This is a genomic window from Lutibacter sp., from assembly GCF_046055765.1.
Taxonomy (GTDB): domain Bacteria; phylum Bacteroidota; class Bacteroidia; order Flavobacteriales; family Flavobacteriaceae; genus Lutibacter.
Genome location: NZ_JASFZF010000009.1, coordinates 32,290 through 48,814 on the forward strand (window position 1 = coordinate 32,290; position 16,525 = coordinate 48,814).

Sequence of the window (16,525 nt, forward strand, 5' to 3'; positions counted from 1 at the left end):
ACTTTATTTTTGCACTATGCAACAAAAAATAGTAATTACTGGAGGTCCAGGAACTGGAAAATCTACAATAATTAATGAGTTAATGAAACGTGATTTTACGTGTATGACTGAAATATCACGAGAAATAACATTAAACGCTAGAAAAAATGGAACAGAACAACTGTTTTTAACAAAACCATTATTATTTAGCGAATTATTACTAGAAGGTCGTGTAAATCAGTACATTGAATCTGAAAAGAAAGATGATAATCTTGTTTTTTTTGATAGAGGAATTCCTGATGTTCATGCGTATATGAATTATATTAGCATAGATTATCCTAAAACATACCTTACTAAAAGTAATTTATATAGATATAACTATATTTTTTTAATGCCACCTTGGGAAGAAATCTATATTTCTGATAATGAACGCTACGAAAATTTTGAACAAGCATTAGCTATTCATAACCATCTTGAACGAACCTATAAAGACTTAAATTATACTATTATTGAGGTTCCAAAAGGAAGCGTTAATGAGAGAACAAATTTTATTTTAAATAATTTAAAATAATGACTTCCCCTCTTGAAATATTAAAGAACTACTGGAAATATCCAGCATTTAGGAATCCTCAAGAGGAAATAATTCACGCAACTTTAAATAAAAAAAATACTATAATTTTATTACCAACTGGGGGTGGAAAATCTTTATGTTATCAAGTACCCACACTAGTTTCTGATGGTGTATGTATTGTTATTTCTCCACTTATTGCTTTAATTCATGACCAAGTTAATAGCTTGAAAGAGAAAAATATAAAGGCAATTGCTTTAACTTCTCAACTAAACCAAGAGGAAGTTATTACTGCTTTTGACAATTTACAGTTTGGAGGTTTCAAGTTTTTATATTTATCTCCCGAAAAATTGCAATCATCATTTATTCAAGAAAAAATTAAGCAATTAAATGTTTTAATTATTGCAATTGATGAAGCACATTGTATTTCTGAATGGGGACATGATTTTAGACCTTCGTACTTACAATTAAAAGTTTTAAAAGAGTTACAACCTAAAGCCACTTTTATGGCTTTAACTGCAACAGCTACACAACAGGTTTTAAAAGATATCCAACAAAATTTAGAACTAGAAAAACCAATTATATTTAAAAAATCGTTTGAACGAACTAATTTAAATTATAGTGTAGTTACTACTGAAAATATTTATGGGAAAATAATTCAAATTGTAAGTAAAATAGAAGCTTCAGTTATTATTTATACCAATAATAGAAAAGAAACTAAAGAAGTTTGTAATTTTTTATTAAATAATAATTTTAAAAGTAGTTATTATCATGGCGGACTTACAAACGCTGAAAAAAATAACTCTTTCAATAATTGGATGTCAAATAAAACACCCATAATGGTTGCTACAAATGCTTTTGGTATGGGCATTGACAAACCCGATGTTAGAGCAGTAATACACATAAATACACCCAACAGTTTAGAAAATTTCATACAAGAAGCTGGAAGAGCAGGAAGAGATGGTGAAAAATCTTATTCATTAATTTTAACAAACAAAACAAACCTATATAATGCTTCAAATTCCTATTTAACAAATGTAGCCTCAACCAAATTTGTAAAAACAATTTATAGTAATTTAAATCAATACTATAATATAACTTTAGGCGAATTACCTGTTCAATTATTTAATTTTTCACTACAAGAATTTTGTTATACCTATAAATTAAACCTATTAAAAACATATAATGCTATTAAAATTTTAGTGCGAGAAAACATTATTAGTTTAGATGAAAATTATAGTAAAAAATCTACCTTGAAATTTTTAGTAAGTAATAAACAAATTTTTGATTATATTAAAAATCAACCTTCAAAAAATAACTTAATTAGTATAATTTTAAGAAGTTATGGTGGAATTTTTGATCATTACACTATTATTAATGAGTATATACTTTCAAAAAAATTAAATTGTTCTAAAAAAGAAATTATTACACATTTAAATGATTTACATTCAAATGGTATTGTAAATTATTCGCACGAAAACACAAATTCAAAATTATTGTTTTTAATTGCTCGGGATGACACACATACCATTAATAGTATATCAAAAAATATTGAGCAGCAAAATAATTTAAAATTTGAAAAGCTCGAAGCCACAATTTCATATATACAGAATGCTAAAACGTGTAGAAATATTCAATTACTATCCTATTTTGGCGAATCAAATACTGAAGACTGTGGGAAATGTGATGTTTGTAAATCTAAAATTCAATCAAAAAATTCTTTACTAACTATTTCTACTACTATTATTAATTTACTTAATAATAAACCAATGTCATCACAAGAATTAACAGAGCAGTTAAATTTTACTAAAAGTGAAATTTTAAATACCTTAAAAATTTTATTAGAACAACATAAAATAATAATAACTTCACAAAATAAATTTAAACTTATTTTTTAATGAGAAATTTAAGAATTGTATTTATGGGCACACCTGATTTTGCAGTAGCAATATTAGATGCACTTATTAAAGCCAAATTTAATGTAGTTGGAGTAATTACAGCTGCAGATAAGCCAGCTGGAAGGGGGAGAAAAATAAATGAATCTGCTGTAAAAAAATATGCTCTAAAAAACAACCTACATATTTTACAGCCAACCAATTTAAAAAACAACGCCTTTATAAATGAATTAGAAACTTTAAATGCAAATTTACAAATTGTAGTTGCATTTAGAATGTTGCCAAAAATAGTATGGCAACTACCAAAATATGGTACATTTAATTTACATGCGTCTCTTTTGCCAGCATACAGAGGTGCAGCACCTATAAATTGGGCAATTATAAATGGAGAAGTAAAAACCGGAGTCACTACTTTTTTTATTGATGAAAAAATTGATACTGGAACTATTATTTTACAAGAAGAAGTTTTAATTGGAGAGAATGAAATTGTTGGGGAATTGCATGATAAACTAATGAATATAGGAAGTAAATTAGTTATAAAAACTGTAAAACAAATTGAGCTCAATAAAGTTAAACCCCTCAAACAACCAGAAATTGAAGAAAAAGCTGCCCCTAAAATATTTAATGAAACTTGTAAAATAAATTGGAATGCCTCTTTAAACACAATTTACAATTTAATAAGAGGCTTAAACCCTTACCCTACCGCTTGGTCTACATTAATAAATAATAATGAAGAAATTAAAGTTAAAATTTATGGCGTAAAAAAAGAATTTGAAGCACATCAATATAAAATTGGTACCATTATAACTACTAAAAATGAAATTAAAGTAGCGGTAACTAAAGGCTTTATAAAAATTAATACTTTACAGCTTTCAGGGAAACGTAAAATGGATGCTAAAAGTTTATTAAATGGCTTTACATTTCACGGAAATGCATTAATGCAATAAACCTATATTTTAAAGGGCTTATAGCTTTTTCACAATAATTTACACTAAGGTTATTAACATTTAATATCATTTATTAACAAAAAGTCCATTTTTTTCTACTAAAACTTGCATAAACCCTTATTCCGTATAACTTTGTTAAGCTATTAATAGCAAAATTATGTTTAACCAATTAATTTAAAATTCAAGTTATGAACAAATCAGATTTAATTGATGCAATGGCAGCTGATGCTGGTATCACAAAAGCAGCAGCGAAAGCAGCATTAGAATCATTAACAGACAATGTAACAAAAACTCTTAAAGGAGGAGGAAAAGTAGCATTAGTTGGATGGGGAACTTGGTCTATCTCTAAAAGAGCAGCAAGAGCTGGAAGAAATCCTCAAACTGGAAAAACTATTCAAATTGCGGCTAAAAACGTTGTTAAATTTAAAGCAGGAGCTGGATTTAGCGGTGCTGTAAACTAACACATATAAGAAATAATTCTTATTTTAAAAACTCTCTAAACTTTTAGAGAGTTTTTTTTATAGCTAAATTTTGTTATATTTAAACAAACAATTGTTTTAATGATTGAACAAAATCCATCAAAAGGAAAATTATTAATTTCTGAACCATCTATTTTAAATGATAAGTCATTTAATAGGTCTGTAATTTATTTATCTGAACATAATAAAGATGGATGTATTGGTTTCATTATAAATAAACCAACTGAATTTGTACTTAATGATTTAATTAATGACATCAATTGTGATTTTAAAATATACAATGGTGGTCCTGTTGAACAAGAAAATTTATACTTTATACATAAACTACCAGATTTAATTCCAAATAGTATTGAAATTGATAAAGATATTTATTGGGGTGGAGACTTTGATATATTAACTAATTTATTAAATTCAAAAACAATAAAATCTACAGACATTCGATTTTTCTTAGGTTATTCAGGTTGGTCAGTAACTCAGCTAAGAGAAGAGCTAGAAGAATCTACCTGGACAGTTGTTGATAATAATTACCCAAACATATTACAGGTTAATAGTGATGATATTTGGAAAAATAAATTATTAGAATTTGGTGGAGAATATCAAATTTGGGCAAATGCACCAAAAAACCCAAATTTAAACTAGTTTCTTAAATTCAAGAGCTAATTCTTTTGAAACTTTAGTATTAAAAATACTTTTTTTATACCTTGTAACTGGCTGAATACCAACAATTACATTTGTAATAAAAATTTCATCAGCTTTTTGCAAATCAAATGGTGAAATTACAGTTTCTTGAACTTCTAGATGTTCTATCTTCCCAATAATTTCAATAATTTTTTTTCTAGCAACACCCTTTATACAGCCTTCAGTAATTGGTGGAGTTTTAATTAAATTGTCATTTACAATAAATATATTTCCATTAATTGCTTCTACTACCTGTTTTTTTTCATTTACCAAAACACAATTATCAAAATTATTTTCTGAAGTATAAATACTTGCTAAGACATTTGTTATTCTATTCGTAGTTTTTATTGTTGATAAAATTCCCGAATAAACATAAAAATCTTTGAATAAATCAATTCTATAATTTTCTTTAATAACTATATTTAGTGGTAATGCTTCAATTAAATAATTAACTTGATTTGATGATGGATTATACAAACCACCATCCTTTCTGTAAACTGTAAACCGAACTCTAGCATTTTCTAAACTATTTTGATTTACTATATTTATAAGCTCACTTTCAAAAAACTCTAAGGTAAAATTCATAGGAATTTCCATTCTTAACATTCTCATAGAGGCCATCAACCTAAAATAATGATCCTCAACAAAATATACCTTTTGACTCTTTAGTTTTATTGTTTCAAATAAAGCATCTCCAAATTTAAAAGCTCTATTATTTGAACTTAGAATACTCTTGGATTTATTAACTATAGTACCATTTAAATTAATCATTCTTTAAATTTAAGTAACAAATCTACATAAAAAAAGCCTTGAATAATTCAAGACTTACATTTGTTTATAAGCAGCTCTATTAAGCTCCAATAGTGTGTTTTAACTCTTCAATTTGATTTTCCCAAAACATTTTTGATTCTTCAATTTCATCTTCTTCAGCAAAATCTGTAACAATTAATGAGACATCTTTAGTTATTTCATCAACTTCAATTCTAAACTCAAAAAAAATCTTTTCATCACCATCTTCTAGCCACTTAAACTTAATTTTTTCATCTGGCCGTTCCTGTAATACTCTAGCTTGTTCTTCAGAACCATCCCAAATAAAAGTATATAATTCACCACGTGAATTTACATTATCTGCAAACCATTCTGAAAGGCCTGAAGGTGTCCCAAAATACTGATAAAGCATATGGGGTGAAGCATGAATAGGGAATTCTATTTCGAATTTAATTTTTGTCGACATCTTTTTTATTTAAAAGCACAATATATATAAATATTCCTTTTTAAAAAAATTTAAATTCTTAAAAAATAGAAGAATAAACTTGTTACAATAACTAATTATTTTTTATATTTGCAGCCGTAATAAATGGCGTGGTAGCTCAGTTGGTTAGAGCGTCGGATTCATAACCCGGAGGTCTGCAGTTCAATTCTGCATCACGCTACAAAAAAACCCAAGCAAAATGCTTGGGTTTTTTAATTTTAATCAACTATTTTCTTTTAAATTACACTGAAAATTGGTAATGTGAATTTAAATTCACTTCCTTCTCCTATGTTGCTTTCTACCCAAAGTTTCCCTCCATGTTTTTCAACAAAATCTTTACATAAAATTAACCCTAAACCAGACCCTTGCTCATTTTCAGTACCAATACTTGAACTTTTTACATCAATGCTAAATAGGTTTTCTATATCAAATTTTGATATTCCTACACCATTATCTTTTACGGTAATTTCAACAAAATTTAGGTCTTCTTTTGATGAAACTTGTATGAGACCTTCAGTTTTAGTGAATTTTATAGCATTAGATAGCAAATTCCTTAATATTGTTCCCAACATATTTTTATCAGCATTAACAAAAATTTGATTATTTATATTATTTGAAATTTTTATATCTTTATTTATAGCCTGAATTTCTAATAATGAAATTACATCAGAAACTTTTTGTGATAAATCAATTTTTTGTGGATTAAATTCTAAATTTCCAGATTGAGAATTTGCCCAAATTAATAAGTTATTCAATAAACTTGAAGCTTTAGAAGTAGATCCTTTAATAATTTTTAAAAATTTTATTTTTTTTTCTTCACTATATTCATGACTATTTTCAATCATAAGTTCAGTAAACCCAATTATAGAATTAAATGGATTTTTTAAATCATGTGCAATAATTGAGAAAAAAGTATCTTTTGTTTTATTTGTTTGCTTTAAATCATCTCTTTGAATTTGAATTTCCTCATTCATTTTATTTATTTGATGATTTTTATAAGCTAGTAAATTATACGCATTTTTCTTAGCTGTTTGTTGTAAAATTAACAGAACAACAAAAAAACCAAATAGAACTATTGATCCAACTAAAAAATAAATAAATTTTCTTTCTGTTTTATATTTTAACTCTGTAATTTTATTTTTATTTGACAACTCTTCAATTTTAAATTGACTACTTTCTAATTTATTTAGTGCTTGAAATAATTGAACTTTTTTTAATTTATCATTCTCAGAAATACTATCCTTCACCTTTTCAACTTTCTTAAGATAATCAAACGATTTATTGATATTTCCTAAATTTTCATAGGCAAAAGATAAATTCTCTAAATTTTCTAATTTATACTCTAGCGAACCTAGTTTTTTTGATATTTTCAAACTTTTATTTGCATAAAAAATAGCGCTTTTAAAGTTTTTTAGTTTATTCTCGGAATTAGAAATATTTAATAACGTAACTGCTTCTAGATTATCCTCTCCCAATTCCTTAGCTAAATTTAAAGATTTAAAAAGGTATTCCTCTGCCTTTTTATATTTTTTTAATTGTAAATAACAATCTCCAATATTATTATAATTAATAGCTAGTCCGTATGTATTATTAGACTTTTTTTGAATGGCAATAGATTTTTTATATAAACTTAATCCTTCATCAAAATTACCTGAATCTGCTTTTGAATTTCCAATATTAGTGTAACAATTTGCAATACCCGAAAGATTATTTAGCTCAGTATAAATTGAGAGCGCATCATTGATATAATTAATAGCAAAACCATAATTTTCTTCATTATAATAAAGATCTCCAATTTTCATATAAATATCAGCAATTCCCAGTTTATTTTCAATATCTTTAAAAAGTGAAAGTGATTTCAAAAAATATTCTAACCCTCTATCTTCTTTATAGATTTCAATAAAACAAGTACCTATATTTCTATTTATTTTAGCTAAATATAATTTATTATTTAGTTGTTCATAAAGTAGCATTGCATCAGTATAATACTTAATTGCTTCCATAGAATTATTATTAGAATCATAAAGTATAGCCAATGAGTATAATGAGTAAGCTATTTGTTGTTTCGAATCGATTTTTTTCGCTAATTCTAATGCCTGATTATTATAATAAAAAGAGGAATCACTTCCTTTTTCTACATATAAATCGGCTAATTTTATATTTATGGTAACCTTAGCAGTATCTGAAATTTCAGAATTAAGTTGTTCTTTAAAGTTTGTTACATCTTGACTTAAAGCAACAAAAGAAAATAAAAAATACAAAAAAAACAGAAATACTTTTCTCTCAGAATTCATTTACATTGGGGACTTTAAAATTATAAATCTTTAATTTAACTACTGATTTTTAATAAAATACAAACAAATTTAACATTATTTTTTAAATAATTGCAACCGTTTATTTTAATTCTGGATTTATATCTAAAATATTTTCTACAATATATTTATTAATAAAGTAAGGTGTAATTGAATTATAACCTTCTAAAATATCTGAATTTATGAAACTAGAGAAATCAATTTTTATAAATTGTTTTAACATAGGTTTCGCTATTTTTTTATAACTATAATGCCATGGCTCGTATTTAAATCCTTTTCTATTGCTTTTATTTGTATAAACTAAATAAAACCCAAATTTTGAAGCATTATTTTCCATCCATTGTTTTAATTCAAAATACGATCCTCCTTTTTCATAATTAACAGTTACCAAAAGTTCTTTTGGCTGTTTTTTTGAACTATCAATAATATCAATATCTGTTCCCCAATGATGCCTTGAAGTACCTGGAAGTGTAGAATATTCAACAATTTTTTCAATAGCCATTTTTGAAGTTATCCCTCCTAAAATATAATTGTTATACTTTCTGTTCCAAATATTATTTTGTCTTTTAAAACTTCTGTAACCCGATACAATTTTAATTAAAACTCCTTCTTTTAAAGCTGCATTCTTCATTTTTATAAATGATTCATAAACTTCACTTTGTAATTTATTTTCTTCACCAATTAAAATTAAATCTCCTTTACCTGTTAAAGCCTCTATTGAATAATTAATTTGCGAATTACTTTTTAAACAAAATAACAAAAGTGAAATGCTCATAAAAAGCACATTATATTTTGAATCGAATTTCATTCATTTAAATTTTTATACATTACATAATGATCTCCTACGTATTTTAAGTTAAATAACTCTCCAAAAATTTTAAAGCCTTGTTTTTTATAAAAATCGACAGCAATTATACGAGCATTACACCATAAATAATCAATTTTTATTCCTTTTAAAATTGAAAACCCTTCTTGTAACATTAATTTTCCAGCTCCATAACCTTGAAATTTACTTAAAGTAGCCATTCCTCGTAATTGATATTGTTCTCCAATAAAATTAGTATTATTCACTTTCATAAAGCTTGATACTGCAATTAACTTATCACTTTTAAAAGCTCCTAAATGAAAGGTATTTTTGTCAAAATCTCCATTAAATTTATATGATAATGGAATATGCTCACGCAATTCCTTTAAGCGAACTTCGTATGTTTCTTGTGCTGATATTTTTTTAATTTGAATCATTTTTAAGATTGTATAAAACTGCTAGTTTGTGATCGTATTTAAATTCGTTCTGAAAAATTAAATTACATTTTTTTAGTACGTTAATTGATGCTATATTTTCAACATAAGCCCTTCCTACAATTTCTTCAATATTTAAAATTGAAAATGCATATTTTATGCTAGCCTTTGCTGCTTCAGTTGCATAACCTTTTCCCCAGTGCTTTTTATAAAACCGAAAACCTAAATCAACCTCATTTTTTGATTCTTCAAATCTTAATCCACACCAACCTAAAAATTCATTCGTATCTTTTAAGCAAACTGCCCATCTTCCATAGCCATTTTGTTTATAATCTGAATATTTTTTTATAAAATTAGTTGCTTCATCTAAGGATTTAAATGCTTTATTTCCAGTGTGTTTAATAACATCCTTGTCGTTATTTAAATGATAAAAATGAAATCCATCCGAAGAAAGAAATTCTCTTAAATATAAACGTTCAGTTTCTAAAATAATTTTCATAATATTGATACAAAATACAAAATACTATTTAAATGCAAAACATTGAAATTAAAATAATTCCTACCAAAAATATACTCTGTATTTTACCTTTATTAAAAGAGTTAAATTCAACAACTAACGAAACTGTTTTAGAAAAAAGGTTATTAGAAATGACAACCCAAAATTACAAATGTGTGGGAATGTATTTAAATAATAAATTGATAGGAATATCTGGCTTGTGGTTTTTAACTAGACATTACTGTGGAAAAACTGTAGAACCAGATCACGTAATTATAAGTTCTAAATATAGAAATAAAGGTTTAGGCAAAGTATTACTTAATTGGATATATAATTACGTACAAAGTATTGGTTATGAAGCTTCTGAATTAAACACCTATATTGAAAATATAAAATCACATAAATTTTATGAAGATGAGGGCTATAAAAAGTTAGGATATCACTACTTAAAAATATTTTAAAAATCTTTAAAAAACGTTTGTCTAATAGCAAAAGGATTGTATATTTGCCGAACCAAATTGCGAGAGTAGCTCAGTTGGTAGAGCTTCAGCCTTCCAAGCTGACTGTCGCCGGTTCGAGCCCGGTCTCTCGCTCACAAAAAAGCCAAACTTTCGTTTGGCTTTTTTTATTTTAACTTGTGCCCAAAAACCAATAATAATACAATTGGAATACCCAATAATAAAACAGTTGTAAAGCTGGTTGTAAATATAGTTGGATACACTAATAACATTAAAGCATAACCACCAATAGCACCTCCTAAATGTGCTGAATGACCTACGTTTCCTAATTGTTTTTTCATTCCATAAATAGAATATAATAAATATCCTAAACCAAAAATATAACCTGATATTGGAATTGGCAGTGGAAACATATATAATTTCATATCTGGATTTAATAATATAGCTGCATAAATAATTCCTGCTACTGCTCCTGAGGCACCTACAGCGCTATAATACAATTCTTTTTTATGAAAAAACAAAGTAAAAACACTTCCTGCAATTAAGCTTCCTATGTAAAGAATTAGAAACTTAACTAACCCTAATTTTAAAATTATAATTGGAGCAAAAATGTATAAAACATACATATTCAACAATAAATGCATATAATCAACATGTAAAAATCCTGAAGTAAACATTCTAATTTTTTCACCTCTATTTATGGCTCCTATTTGAAATTTATACTTATCAAAAAAGAACCGATCACTAAATCCTTTCATTGAAAATAATACATTGGCAATAATTATAATTAAAAGTACTGGGTTAATATTCATTTTATAACAAGTTTTATATTTGGTGAAAATACAAAAAAAGCTGATATTGATTTATTAGTTTATGAAGTATTAAAAATTAAATACGATATTTGTATTCTTAAACATGGATCTACTCATTTATATAGTAACATACCCTTTAATTTGGTTTATTTCGATATTACCATTTAGGGTTTTATATTTTATTTCAGATGGTGTTTATTTGTTCATTTATTATATAATTGGCTATCGAAAAAAAGTAGTTTTAGCAAATTTAAAATTAGCATATCCTAACAAACCTCTAAAAGAGTTAATTGAAATACGAAAAAAATTCTACCATCATTTTGTTGATATGTTTTTGGAGATGGTAAAATCTTTTACTATTTCTAAAGAAGGAGTTTACAAAAGATATAAATATATCAATGTAGATTTATTAACTGAAATGTATAAAGATGGTAAAAGTGCTATTCTTATGGGCCCACACTATGCAAATTGGGAGTGGATAATGAGTATAGATTCTTTTGTTGAATATAAAGGTTATGCTGCATACACTACAGTAAATAATAAATATTTTAACAAAAAAATATTAAAATCTAGAGAAAAATTTGGTACTAATTTAGTACCAACATCCAAAATTATATCTGAAATTCAATTCAATAAAAAGAACAATATACAAGCAATGTATGGTTTGTTAAGTGATCAATCTCCTCAATTGAAAAAAACTTTTTATTGGAGAAAATTTTTTGGTATTAAAGTACCTGTGCATACTGGAGCTGAAATGCTTGCCAAAAAATACAATTTAAATGTGGTTTATATGAATGTTAAAAAAGTTAAACGAGGCTATTATGAAACTACATTTAGCTTAATAACTAATGATACAACAAAACATTCAAATTATGAAATAACCGATATTTTTATTGATAACGTTGAAAAGCAAGTACATGAACAACCTGAATATTACTTTTGGACTCATAAACGCTTCAAACACAAAGATAAAGTTCCTGTTGAATAGTTTAAATTTGAAAATAAAATATAGACATGTTAATCTTAACTTGATTTAGTATCGATTTAAAAGTAAACCCCTTTTTTAAAATCTGAAGTGTGAGATTCCCAGTCAAGCTGAGAATGACATTTTAAAGTAAAACTTCGACAAGCTGAGAATGACATTATTTAGATTTCTGTTTTAGGTATTTTATTTTATTTAGTTAAACTAAACCTAGCCCCAAAAACATACATATTTTCAATAAAAGTAAAACTCTGAGATGCCGAATCTGCTTTATCTTTTGTGGTTCTAATATCCTGCATATTTATATAACCTGCTTTAAAGTTAGATTGTATAAAAAAGTGTTTGAAAAAAGTAATATTTAATCCTGCATGTGCTGAAAATCCATAACCTGATACGTGGAATTCATCATATCGTTCTTTTCCTAATAACGTTGTATTTGTTTTTGGGTACAAAATACCAACTCCAATACCTTCTGTTAAATTAATATCTATATTTTTTATTGAAAATTTCAACCAATTATCTAAATTATCAAATCTACTAACCTCCACATTTACATAATTTAAACCATCTGTATGTTCAAATAATAAAAAGTCGCTACTTAAAACTTTATCTTGATTGCTATAAACGCCATCAAAACCACCGCCAGTATTTATTACGCCATTCATTTTTACCGTTTGGTCATTTCTCATAACATATTTCATATGATCTAAACCAATGGAAACCGTATAATGTTCTTTTAAAAAATAACCTATTCTAAAATTAGTTTGTGGAATGGTCAATTCATCTAACTTTAAAAAATAAATTCCGAATGGTTTAGGTTTATCATCTGCTTTAACATTATTTAAAGTAAATCTATAATCTGTGCCTTTAAATGTAATATCTGAAGTTGAATAATGATCTCTGTTCCATCCCCAATACACAAAAAACTTTCCTTTATTTGAACCTGCATCATTATAATTTAAGTCTTGAGATTTTACTACTTCTTGCGAAAAAGCTATTGTACTACTTAAAAATAATAGCGTTAAAATTAAATTTTTCATTTTTTATTTTATAATTATAGATTTTATTTCTTTTATAAATCGTTGTGCTAATTCATCAGCGCTATTTTGGGAATTACTTTCTGTATAAATTCTAATAATAGATTCGGTATTAGACTTTCTCAAATGCACCCATTCTGATTGAAAATTAATTTTTACGCCATCAATTGTAATTACGTCTTCATTTTTATAGCTTGAAGCAATTGTATTTAAAATTGCATCCACATTAATTTGAGGTGTTAATTCAATTTTATTTTTACTCATATAATAATTAGGGTAACTATTTCTTAATTCTTTACAAGACATTTTTGAAGTTGCTAAATGCGATAAAAATAACGCCACACCAACTAATGAATCTCTTCCGTAATGTGATTCAGGATAAATAATACCACCATTTCCTTCACCTCCAATAACTGCATTATTTTTCTTCATTAATTCAACAACATTTACTTCACCAACGGCACTTGCGGTATAATTTCCACCATGTTTTTGAGTAATGTCTCTTAATGCTCTTGAAGATGACAAATTTGAAACTGTATTGCCTTTTGTTTTACTCAACACATAATCTGCACAAGCTACTAAGGTATATTCTTCACCAAACATAGAGCCATCTTCATTAACCAATGCTAATCTGTCTACATCAGGGTCTACAACAATTCCCAAATCTGCATTTTCTTTAACAACTAATTTAGAAATAACCGATAAATGTTCTTTTAAAGGCTCTGGGTTGTGTGGAAATTCTCCATTAGGTTCGCAATATAATTCAACACAATTAACACCTAATTTTTCTAATAATGCTGGAATTGCAATCCCACCAGTTGAATTTACTGCATCAACTACTACTTTAAATTTCGCTTTCTTTATGGCTTCAACATTCACTAACTCTAAACTTAAAACCTCTCTAATATGCTTATTAATATAGTGTTGTTTTTTTCTGAATTTACCTAGATTATCAACTTCAGAAAAAATATAACTATCATTTTCTGCAATTTTCAATACTTCTTCACCATCAGTAGCATTCAAAAATTCACCTTTATTATTTAGTAATTTTAATGCATTCCATTGTTTTGGGTTATGGCTTGCAGTAATTATAATTCCACCATCAGCCTCATCTAACTGTACGGCAACTTCAACTGTTGGAGTTGTAGATAAACCTATGTCTGTAACATTAATTCCTAGCCCTACAAGCGTGTTCCCAACCAAACTACTTACCATTTTACCTGAAATCCTAGCATCTCTCCCTAAAATTACAGTCAATTTTTCTTTTTTAGTTTGATTTTTAAGCCACATACCATACGCTGCAGCAAATTTAACAGCGTCAATTGGGGTTAAGTTGTTATTAACCATTCCTCCTATAGTACCTCTTATTCCTGATATTGATTTTATTAATGACATTTATTAAATTTATGTAAAGCAAAGATAATTTTTATAGTTGTAATAGCGAAAAAAAAGCTGTATCGTTTGATACAGCTTTTTAAAATTATATTGAAAAGAAAATTTTATTTTCCTTCCATTTTTTTCTTTAATGCAGCAAGATCTCCACCTAAATCACCAAGAGTTGTTTTATCTGCAGCTTCAGATTTTTTCTGAGCTACTTTGATATTTTTCTCTTCTTGTGCTTTAAATATTGATGTATGAGAAGCTACAACACGTCTAAATTCTTTGTTAAACTCAATAACTTTAAATTTAGTTGTCTCTCCTTTTGCTAATTTAGTACCATCTTCTTTGGCTGTAAAACGACTTGGAACAAATGCTTCAACTCCATCTTCAAATGAAACGATTAATCCTTTATCATTTTTATCTTTTACAGTTCCTTCATGAATAGAATTAATAGTGAATTTTTCTTCATGTTTATCCCAAGGATTTTCAGTAGTTTGTTTATGACCTAAATTTAATTTACGTCCTTCAACATCTAATTCTAAAACTTGAACTTCTAATTTATCTCCTACAGATGTAAAATCTGAAGGGTGCTTAATTTTCTTAGTCCAAGAAAGGTCTGAGATGTAAACTAAACCATCAATTCCTTCTTCTAACTCAACAAATACACCAAAGTTTGTATAATTACGAACTGTACCTGTGTGTGTTGAACCAACTGGATATTTTTCAGTGATTGCATTCCAAGGATCTGGATGTAATTGTTTAATACCTAAAGACATTTTTCTATCTTCCCTATCTAAAGTTAAAATTTGAGCTTCAATTTCATCACCAACTTTAACAAAATCTTGAGCTGAACGTAAGTGTGTTGACCAAGACATTTCAGAAACGTGAATTAAACCTTCAACACCCTGTGCCACTTCAATAAATGCACCATAATCAGCAATTACAACTACTTTACCTTTTACTATATCTCCTACTTTTAGAGTATCATCTAAAGCTTCCCAAGGATGAGCATTTAATTGTTTTAACCCTAATTGAATTCTTGTTTTCTCATCATCAAAATCAAGAATTACAACGTTTAATGTTTGATCTAATTCAACCACTTCACTTGGGTGGTTAATTCTAGACCAAGATAAATCTGTAATGTGAACTAAACCGTCAACACCACCTAAATCAACAAATACACCGTAAGAAGTAATATTTTTAACAACACCTTCTAATACTTGTCCTTTTTCTAATTTACCAATAATTTCTTTTTTCTGAATTTCAATATCAGCTTCAATAAGAGCTTTGTGAGATACTACAACATTTTTAAATTCGTGGTTGATTTTTACAACTTTGAATTCCATTGTTTTCTCAACGTATTGATCGTAATCTCTAATTGGCTTCACATCAATTTGAGAACCTGGTAAGAATGCTTCAATTCCAAAAACATCAACAATCATACCTCCACGAGTTCTACATTTAACAAAACCATTAACAACTTCACCTGTTTCATGAGCATTATTAACACGTTCCCAAGCTTTTATAACTCTAGCTTTTTTGTGTGATAAAACTAATTGACCTGTACTATCTTCTCTTTTATCAACTAAAACTTCAACAATATCTCCTACTGCTAAACCTGGATTGTAACGAAATTCGTTTAAAGATATAACACCTTCAGATTTTGAATTAATGTCAATAATTGCTTCACGATCTGTTTTTCTAATTACAGTTCCTTCAATTACTTCACGCTCATTAACTAAACCTAATGTTCCTTCCAAAGCAGCTTCAAATGCTTTTAAGTTATCCTCATCAACAGCTTCAATTCCTTCTTCAAATTTGTACCAATCAAAATTTGCTAAAAATTCTTCAGGATTCACAACTTCTACTACTGGAGCCTCAACAGCTTCTTCAGTAACTTCTTTTTTAGCTTTCACTTTTGGAGCTTCTTCAACTACTTCAGCAACTTCTTTTTTAGCTTTCACTTTTGGAGCTTCTTCAACTACTTCAGCAACTTCTTTTTTAGCTTTCG

At 27.1% G+C, this 16,525-nt stretch carries 17 protein-coding genes and 2 tRNA genes; 9 read left to right on the top strand and 10 right to left on the bottom strand.

Features of this window, described 5'->3' with window-relative positions:
* Positions 1 to 16 precede the first annotated feature (16 nt).
* The 5 genes from QM495_RS00995 to QM495_RS01015 all read left to right on the top strand — a co-directional run bounded on the left by QM495_RS00995 (position 17) and on the right by QM495_RS01015 (position 4,507).
* Positions 17 to 550 carry an AAA family ATPase gene (locus QM495_RS00995; RefSeq protein WP_408670241.1) on the top strand — a complete coding sequence of 178 codons (534 nt, stop codon included), beginning with the start codon at positions 17 to 19 and terminating at the stop codon, positions 548 to 550.
* On the top strand, positions 550 to 2,445 hold the full coding sequence (locus QM495_RS01000; RefSeq protein WP_408670242.1) for an ATP-dependent DNA helicase RecQ: 1,896 nt from the start codon (positions 550 to 552) through the stop codon (positions 2,443 to 2,445). Before QM495_RS00995 ends, QM495_RS01000 begins: the two co-directional genes overlap by 1 nt.
* Complete coding sequence (gene fmt, locus QM495_RS01005; protein WP_408670243.1) at positions 2,445 to 3,389, top strand: methionyl-tRNA formyltransferase; 945 nt, start codon at positions 2,445 to 2,447, stop codon at positions 3,387 to 3,389. The genes QM495_RS01000 and fmt overlap by 1 nt, the downstream gene beginning before the upstream one ends.
* Positions 3,390 to 3,577: 188 nt before the next feature.
* Positions 3,578 to 3,850 (top strand): HU family DNA-binding protein, encoded by a 273-nt coding sequence (locus tag QM495_RS01010; RefSeq protein ID WP_408670244.1) that lies wholly within the window; start codon positions 3,578 to 3,580, stop codon positions 3,848 to 3,850.
* 99 nt (positions 3,851 to 3,949) lie between these two features.
* Positions 3,950 to 4,507 (top strand): YqgE/AlgH family protein, encoded by a 558-nt coding sequence (locus tag QM495_RS01015; protein WP_408670245.1) that lies wholly within the window; start codon positions 3,950 to 3,952, stop codon positions 4,505 to 4,507.
* On the opposite strand, the gene QM495_RS01020 is transcribed toward QM495_RS01015, so the two are convergent.
* Both QM495_RS01020 and QM495_RS01025 read right to left on the bottom strand, forming a co-directional pair.
* Positions 4,499 to 5,317 (bottom strand): aminotransferase class IV, encoded by an 819-nt coding sequence (locus QM495_RS01020; protein ID WP_408670246.1) that lies wholly within the window; start codon positions 5,315 to 5,317, stop codon positions 4,499 to 4,501. The two genes, QM495_RS01015 and QM495_RS01020, sit on opposite strands and share 9 nt — an antisense overlap.
* 79 nt (positions 5,318 to 5,396) lie before the next feature.
* Entirely contained in the window at positions 5,397 to 5,780 is a 384-nt protein-coding gene (locus tag QM495_RS01025; RefSeq protein ID WP_408670247.1) for an START-like domain-containing protein, read from the bottom strand.
* A 125-nt stretch (positions 5,781 to 5,905) separates the two neighbouring features.
* Here QM495_RS01025 and QM495_RS01030 point away from each other — a divergent pair.
* Positions 5,906 to 5,979, top strand: a tRNA-Met gene (locus QM495_RS01030).
* A gap of 55 nt (positions 5,980 to 6,034) precedes the next feature.
* Here QM495_RS01030 and QM495_RS01035 read toward each other — a convergent pair.
* The 4 genes from QM495_RS01035 to QM495_RS01050 form a co-directional block, all read right to left on the bottom strand.
* Entirely contained in the window at positions 6,035 to 8,092 is a 2,058-nt protein-coding gene (locus QM495_RS01035) for a tetratricopeptide repeat protein (RefSeq protein WP_408670248.1), read from the bottom strand.
* Positions 8,093 to 8,192: 100 nt separating this feature from the next.
* The gene (locus QM495_RS01040) at positions 8,193 to 8,918 is read right to left on the bottom strand and encodes a M15 family metallopeptidase (RefSeq protein ID WP_408670249.1); all 726 of its coding nucleotides are present in this window, start codon (positions 8,916 to 8,918) and stop codon (positions 8,193 to 8,195) included.
* A complete protein-coding gene (locus QM495_RS01045; RefSeq protein ID WP_408670250.1) occupies positions 8,915 to 9,352 on the bottom strand; it encodes a GNAT family N-acetyltransferase in 438 nt (145 codons plus the stop codon). The genes QM495_RS01040 and QM495_RS01045 overlap by 4 nt, the downstream gene beginning before the upstream one ends.
* Positions 9,339 to 9,848, bottom strand: a complete 510-nt coding sequence (locus tag QM495_RS01050) for a GNAT family N-acetyltransferase (protein ID WP_408670251.1) — start codon at positions 9,846 to 9,848, stop codon at positions 9,339 to 9,341. The genes QM495_RS01045 and QM495_RS01050 overlap by 14 nt, the downstream gene beginning before the upstream one ends.
* A 32-nt stretch (positions 9,849 to 9,880) precedes the next feature.
* On the opposite strand from QM495_RS01050, the gene QM495_RS01055 reads away from it, so the two are divergent.
* Together QM495_RS01055 and QM495_RS01060 are read left to right on the top strand one after the other, a co-directional pair.
* The gene (locus tag QM495_RS01055; RefSeq protein ID WP_408670252.1) at positions 9,881 to 10,306 is read left to right on the top strand and encodes a GNAT family N-acetyltransferase; all 426 of its coding nucleotides are present in this window, start codon (positions 9,881 to 9,883) and stop codon (positions 10,304 to 10,306) included.
* A 59-nt stretch (positions 10,307 to 10,365) separates the two neighbouring features.
* Positions 10,366 to 10,438, top strand: a tRNA-Gly gene (locus tag QM495_RS01060).
* Positions 10,439 to 10,470: 32 nt separating this feature from the next.
* Here QM495_RS01060 and QM495_RS01065 read toward each other — a convergent pair.
* The gene (locus QM495_RS01065; protein ID WP_408670253.1) at positions 10,471 to 11,115 is read right to left on the bottom strand and encodes a rhomboid family intramembrane serine protease; all 645 of its coding nucleotides are present in this window, start codon (positions 11,113 to 11,115) and stop codon (positions 10,471 to 10,473) included.
* A 103-nt stretch (positions 11,116 to 11,218) separates the two neighbouring features.
* Between QM495_RS01065 and QM495_RS01070 the strand changes: the two genes are divergently transcribed.
* Entirely contained in the window at positions 11,219 to 12,103 is an 885-nt protein-coding gene (locus tag QM495_RS01070; protein ID WP_408670254.1) for a lysophospholipid acyltransferase family protein, read from the top strand.
* A 185-nt stretch (positions 12,104 to 12,288) separates the two neighbouring features.
* On the opposite strand, the gene QM495_RS01075 is transcribed toward QM495_RS01070, so the two are convergent.
* The 3 genes from QM495_RS01075 to rpsA form a co-directional block, all read right to left on the bottom strand.
* Complete coding sequence (locus QM495_RS01075; RefSeq protein WP_408670255.1) at positions 12,289 to 13,137, bottom strand: hypothetical protein; 849 nt, start codon at positions 13,135 to 13,137, stop codon at positions 12,289 to 12,291.
* A 3-nt stretch (positions 13,138 to 13,140) separates the two neighbouring features.
* Entirely contained in the window at positions 13,141 to 14,529 is a 1,389-nt protein-coding gene (gene glmM / locus QM495_RS01080; protein ID WP_408670256.1) for a phosphoglucosamine mutase, read from the bottom strand.
* Between the two features lie 104 nt (positions 14,530 to 14,633).
* The gene (gene rpsA, locus QM495_RS01085; RefSeq protein WP_408670257.1) at positions 14,634 to 16,373 is read right to left on the bottom strand and encodes a 30S ribosomal protein S1; all 1,740 of its coding nucleotides are present in this window, start codon (positions 16,371 to 16,373) and stop codon (positions 14,634 to 14,636) included.
* Positions 16,374 to 16,525: the final 152 nt, after the last annotated feature.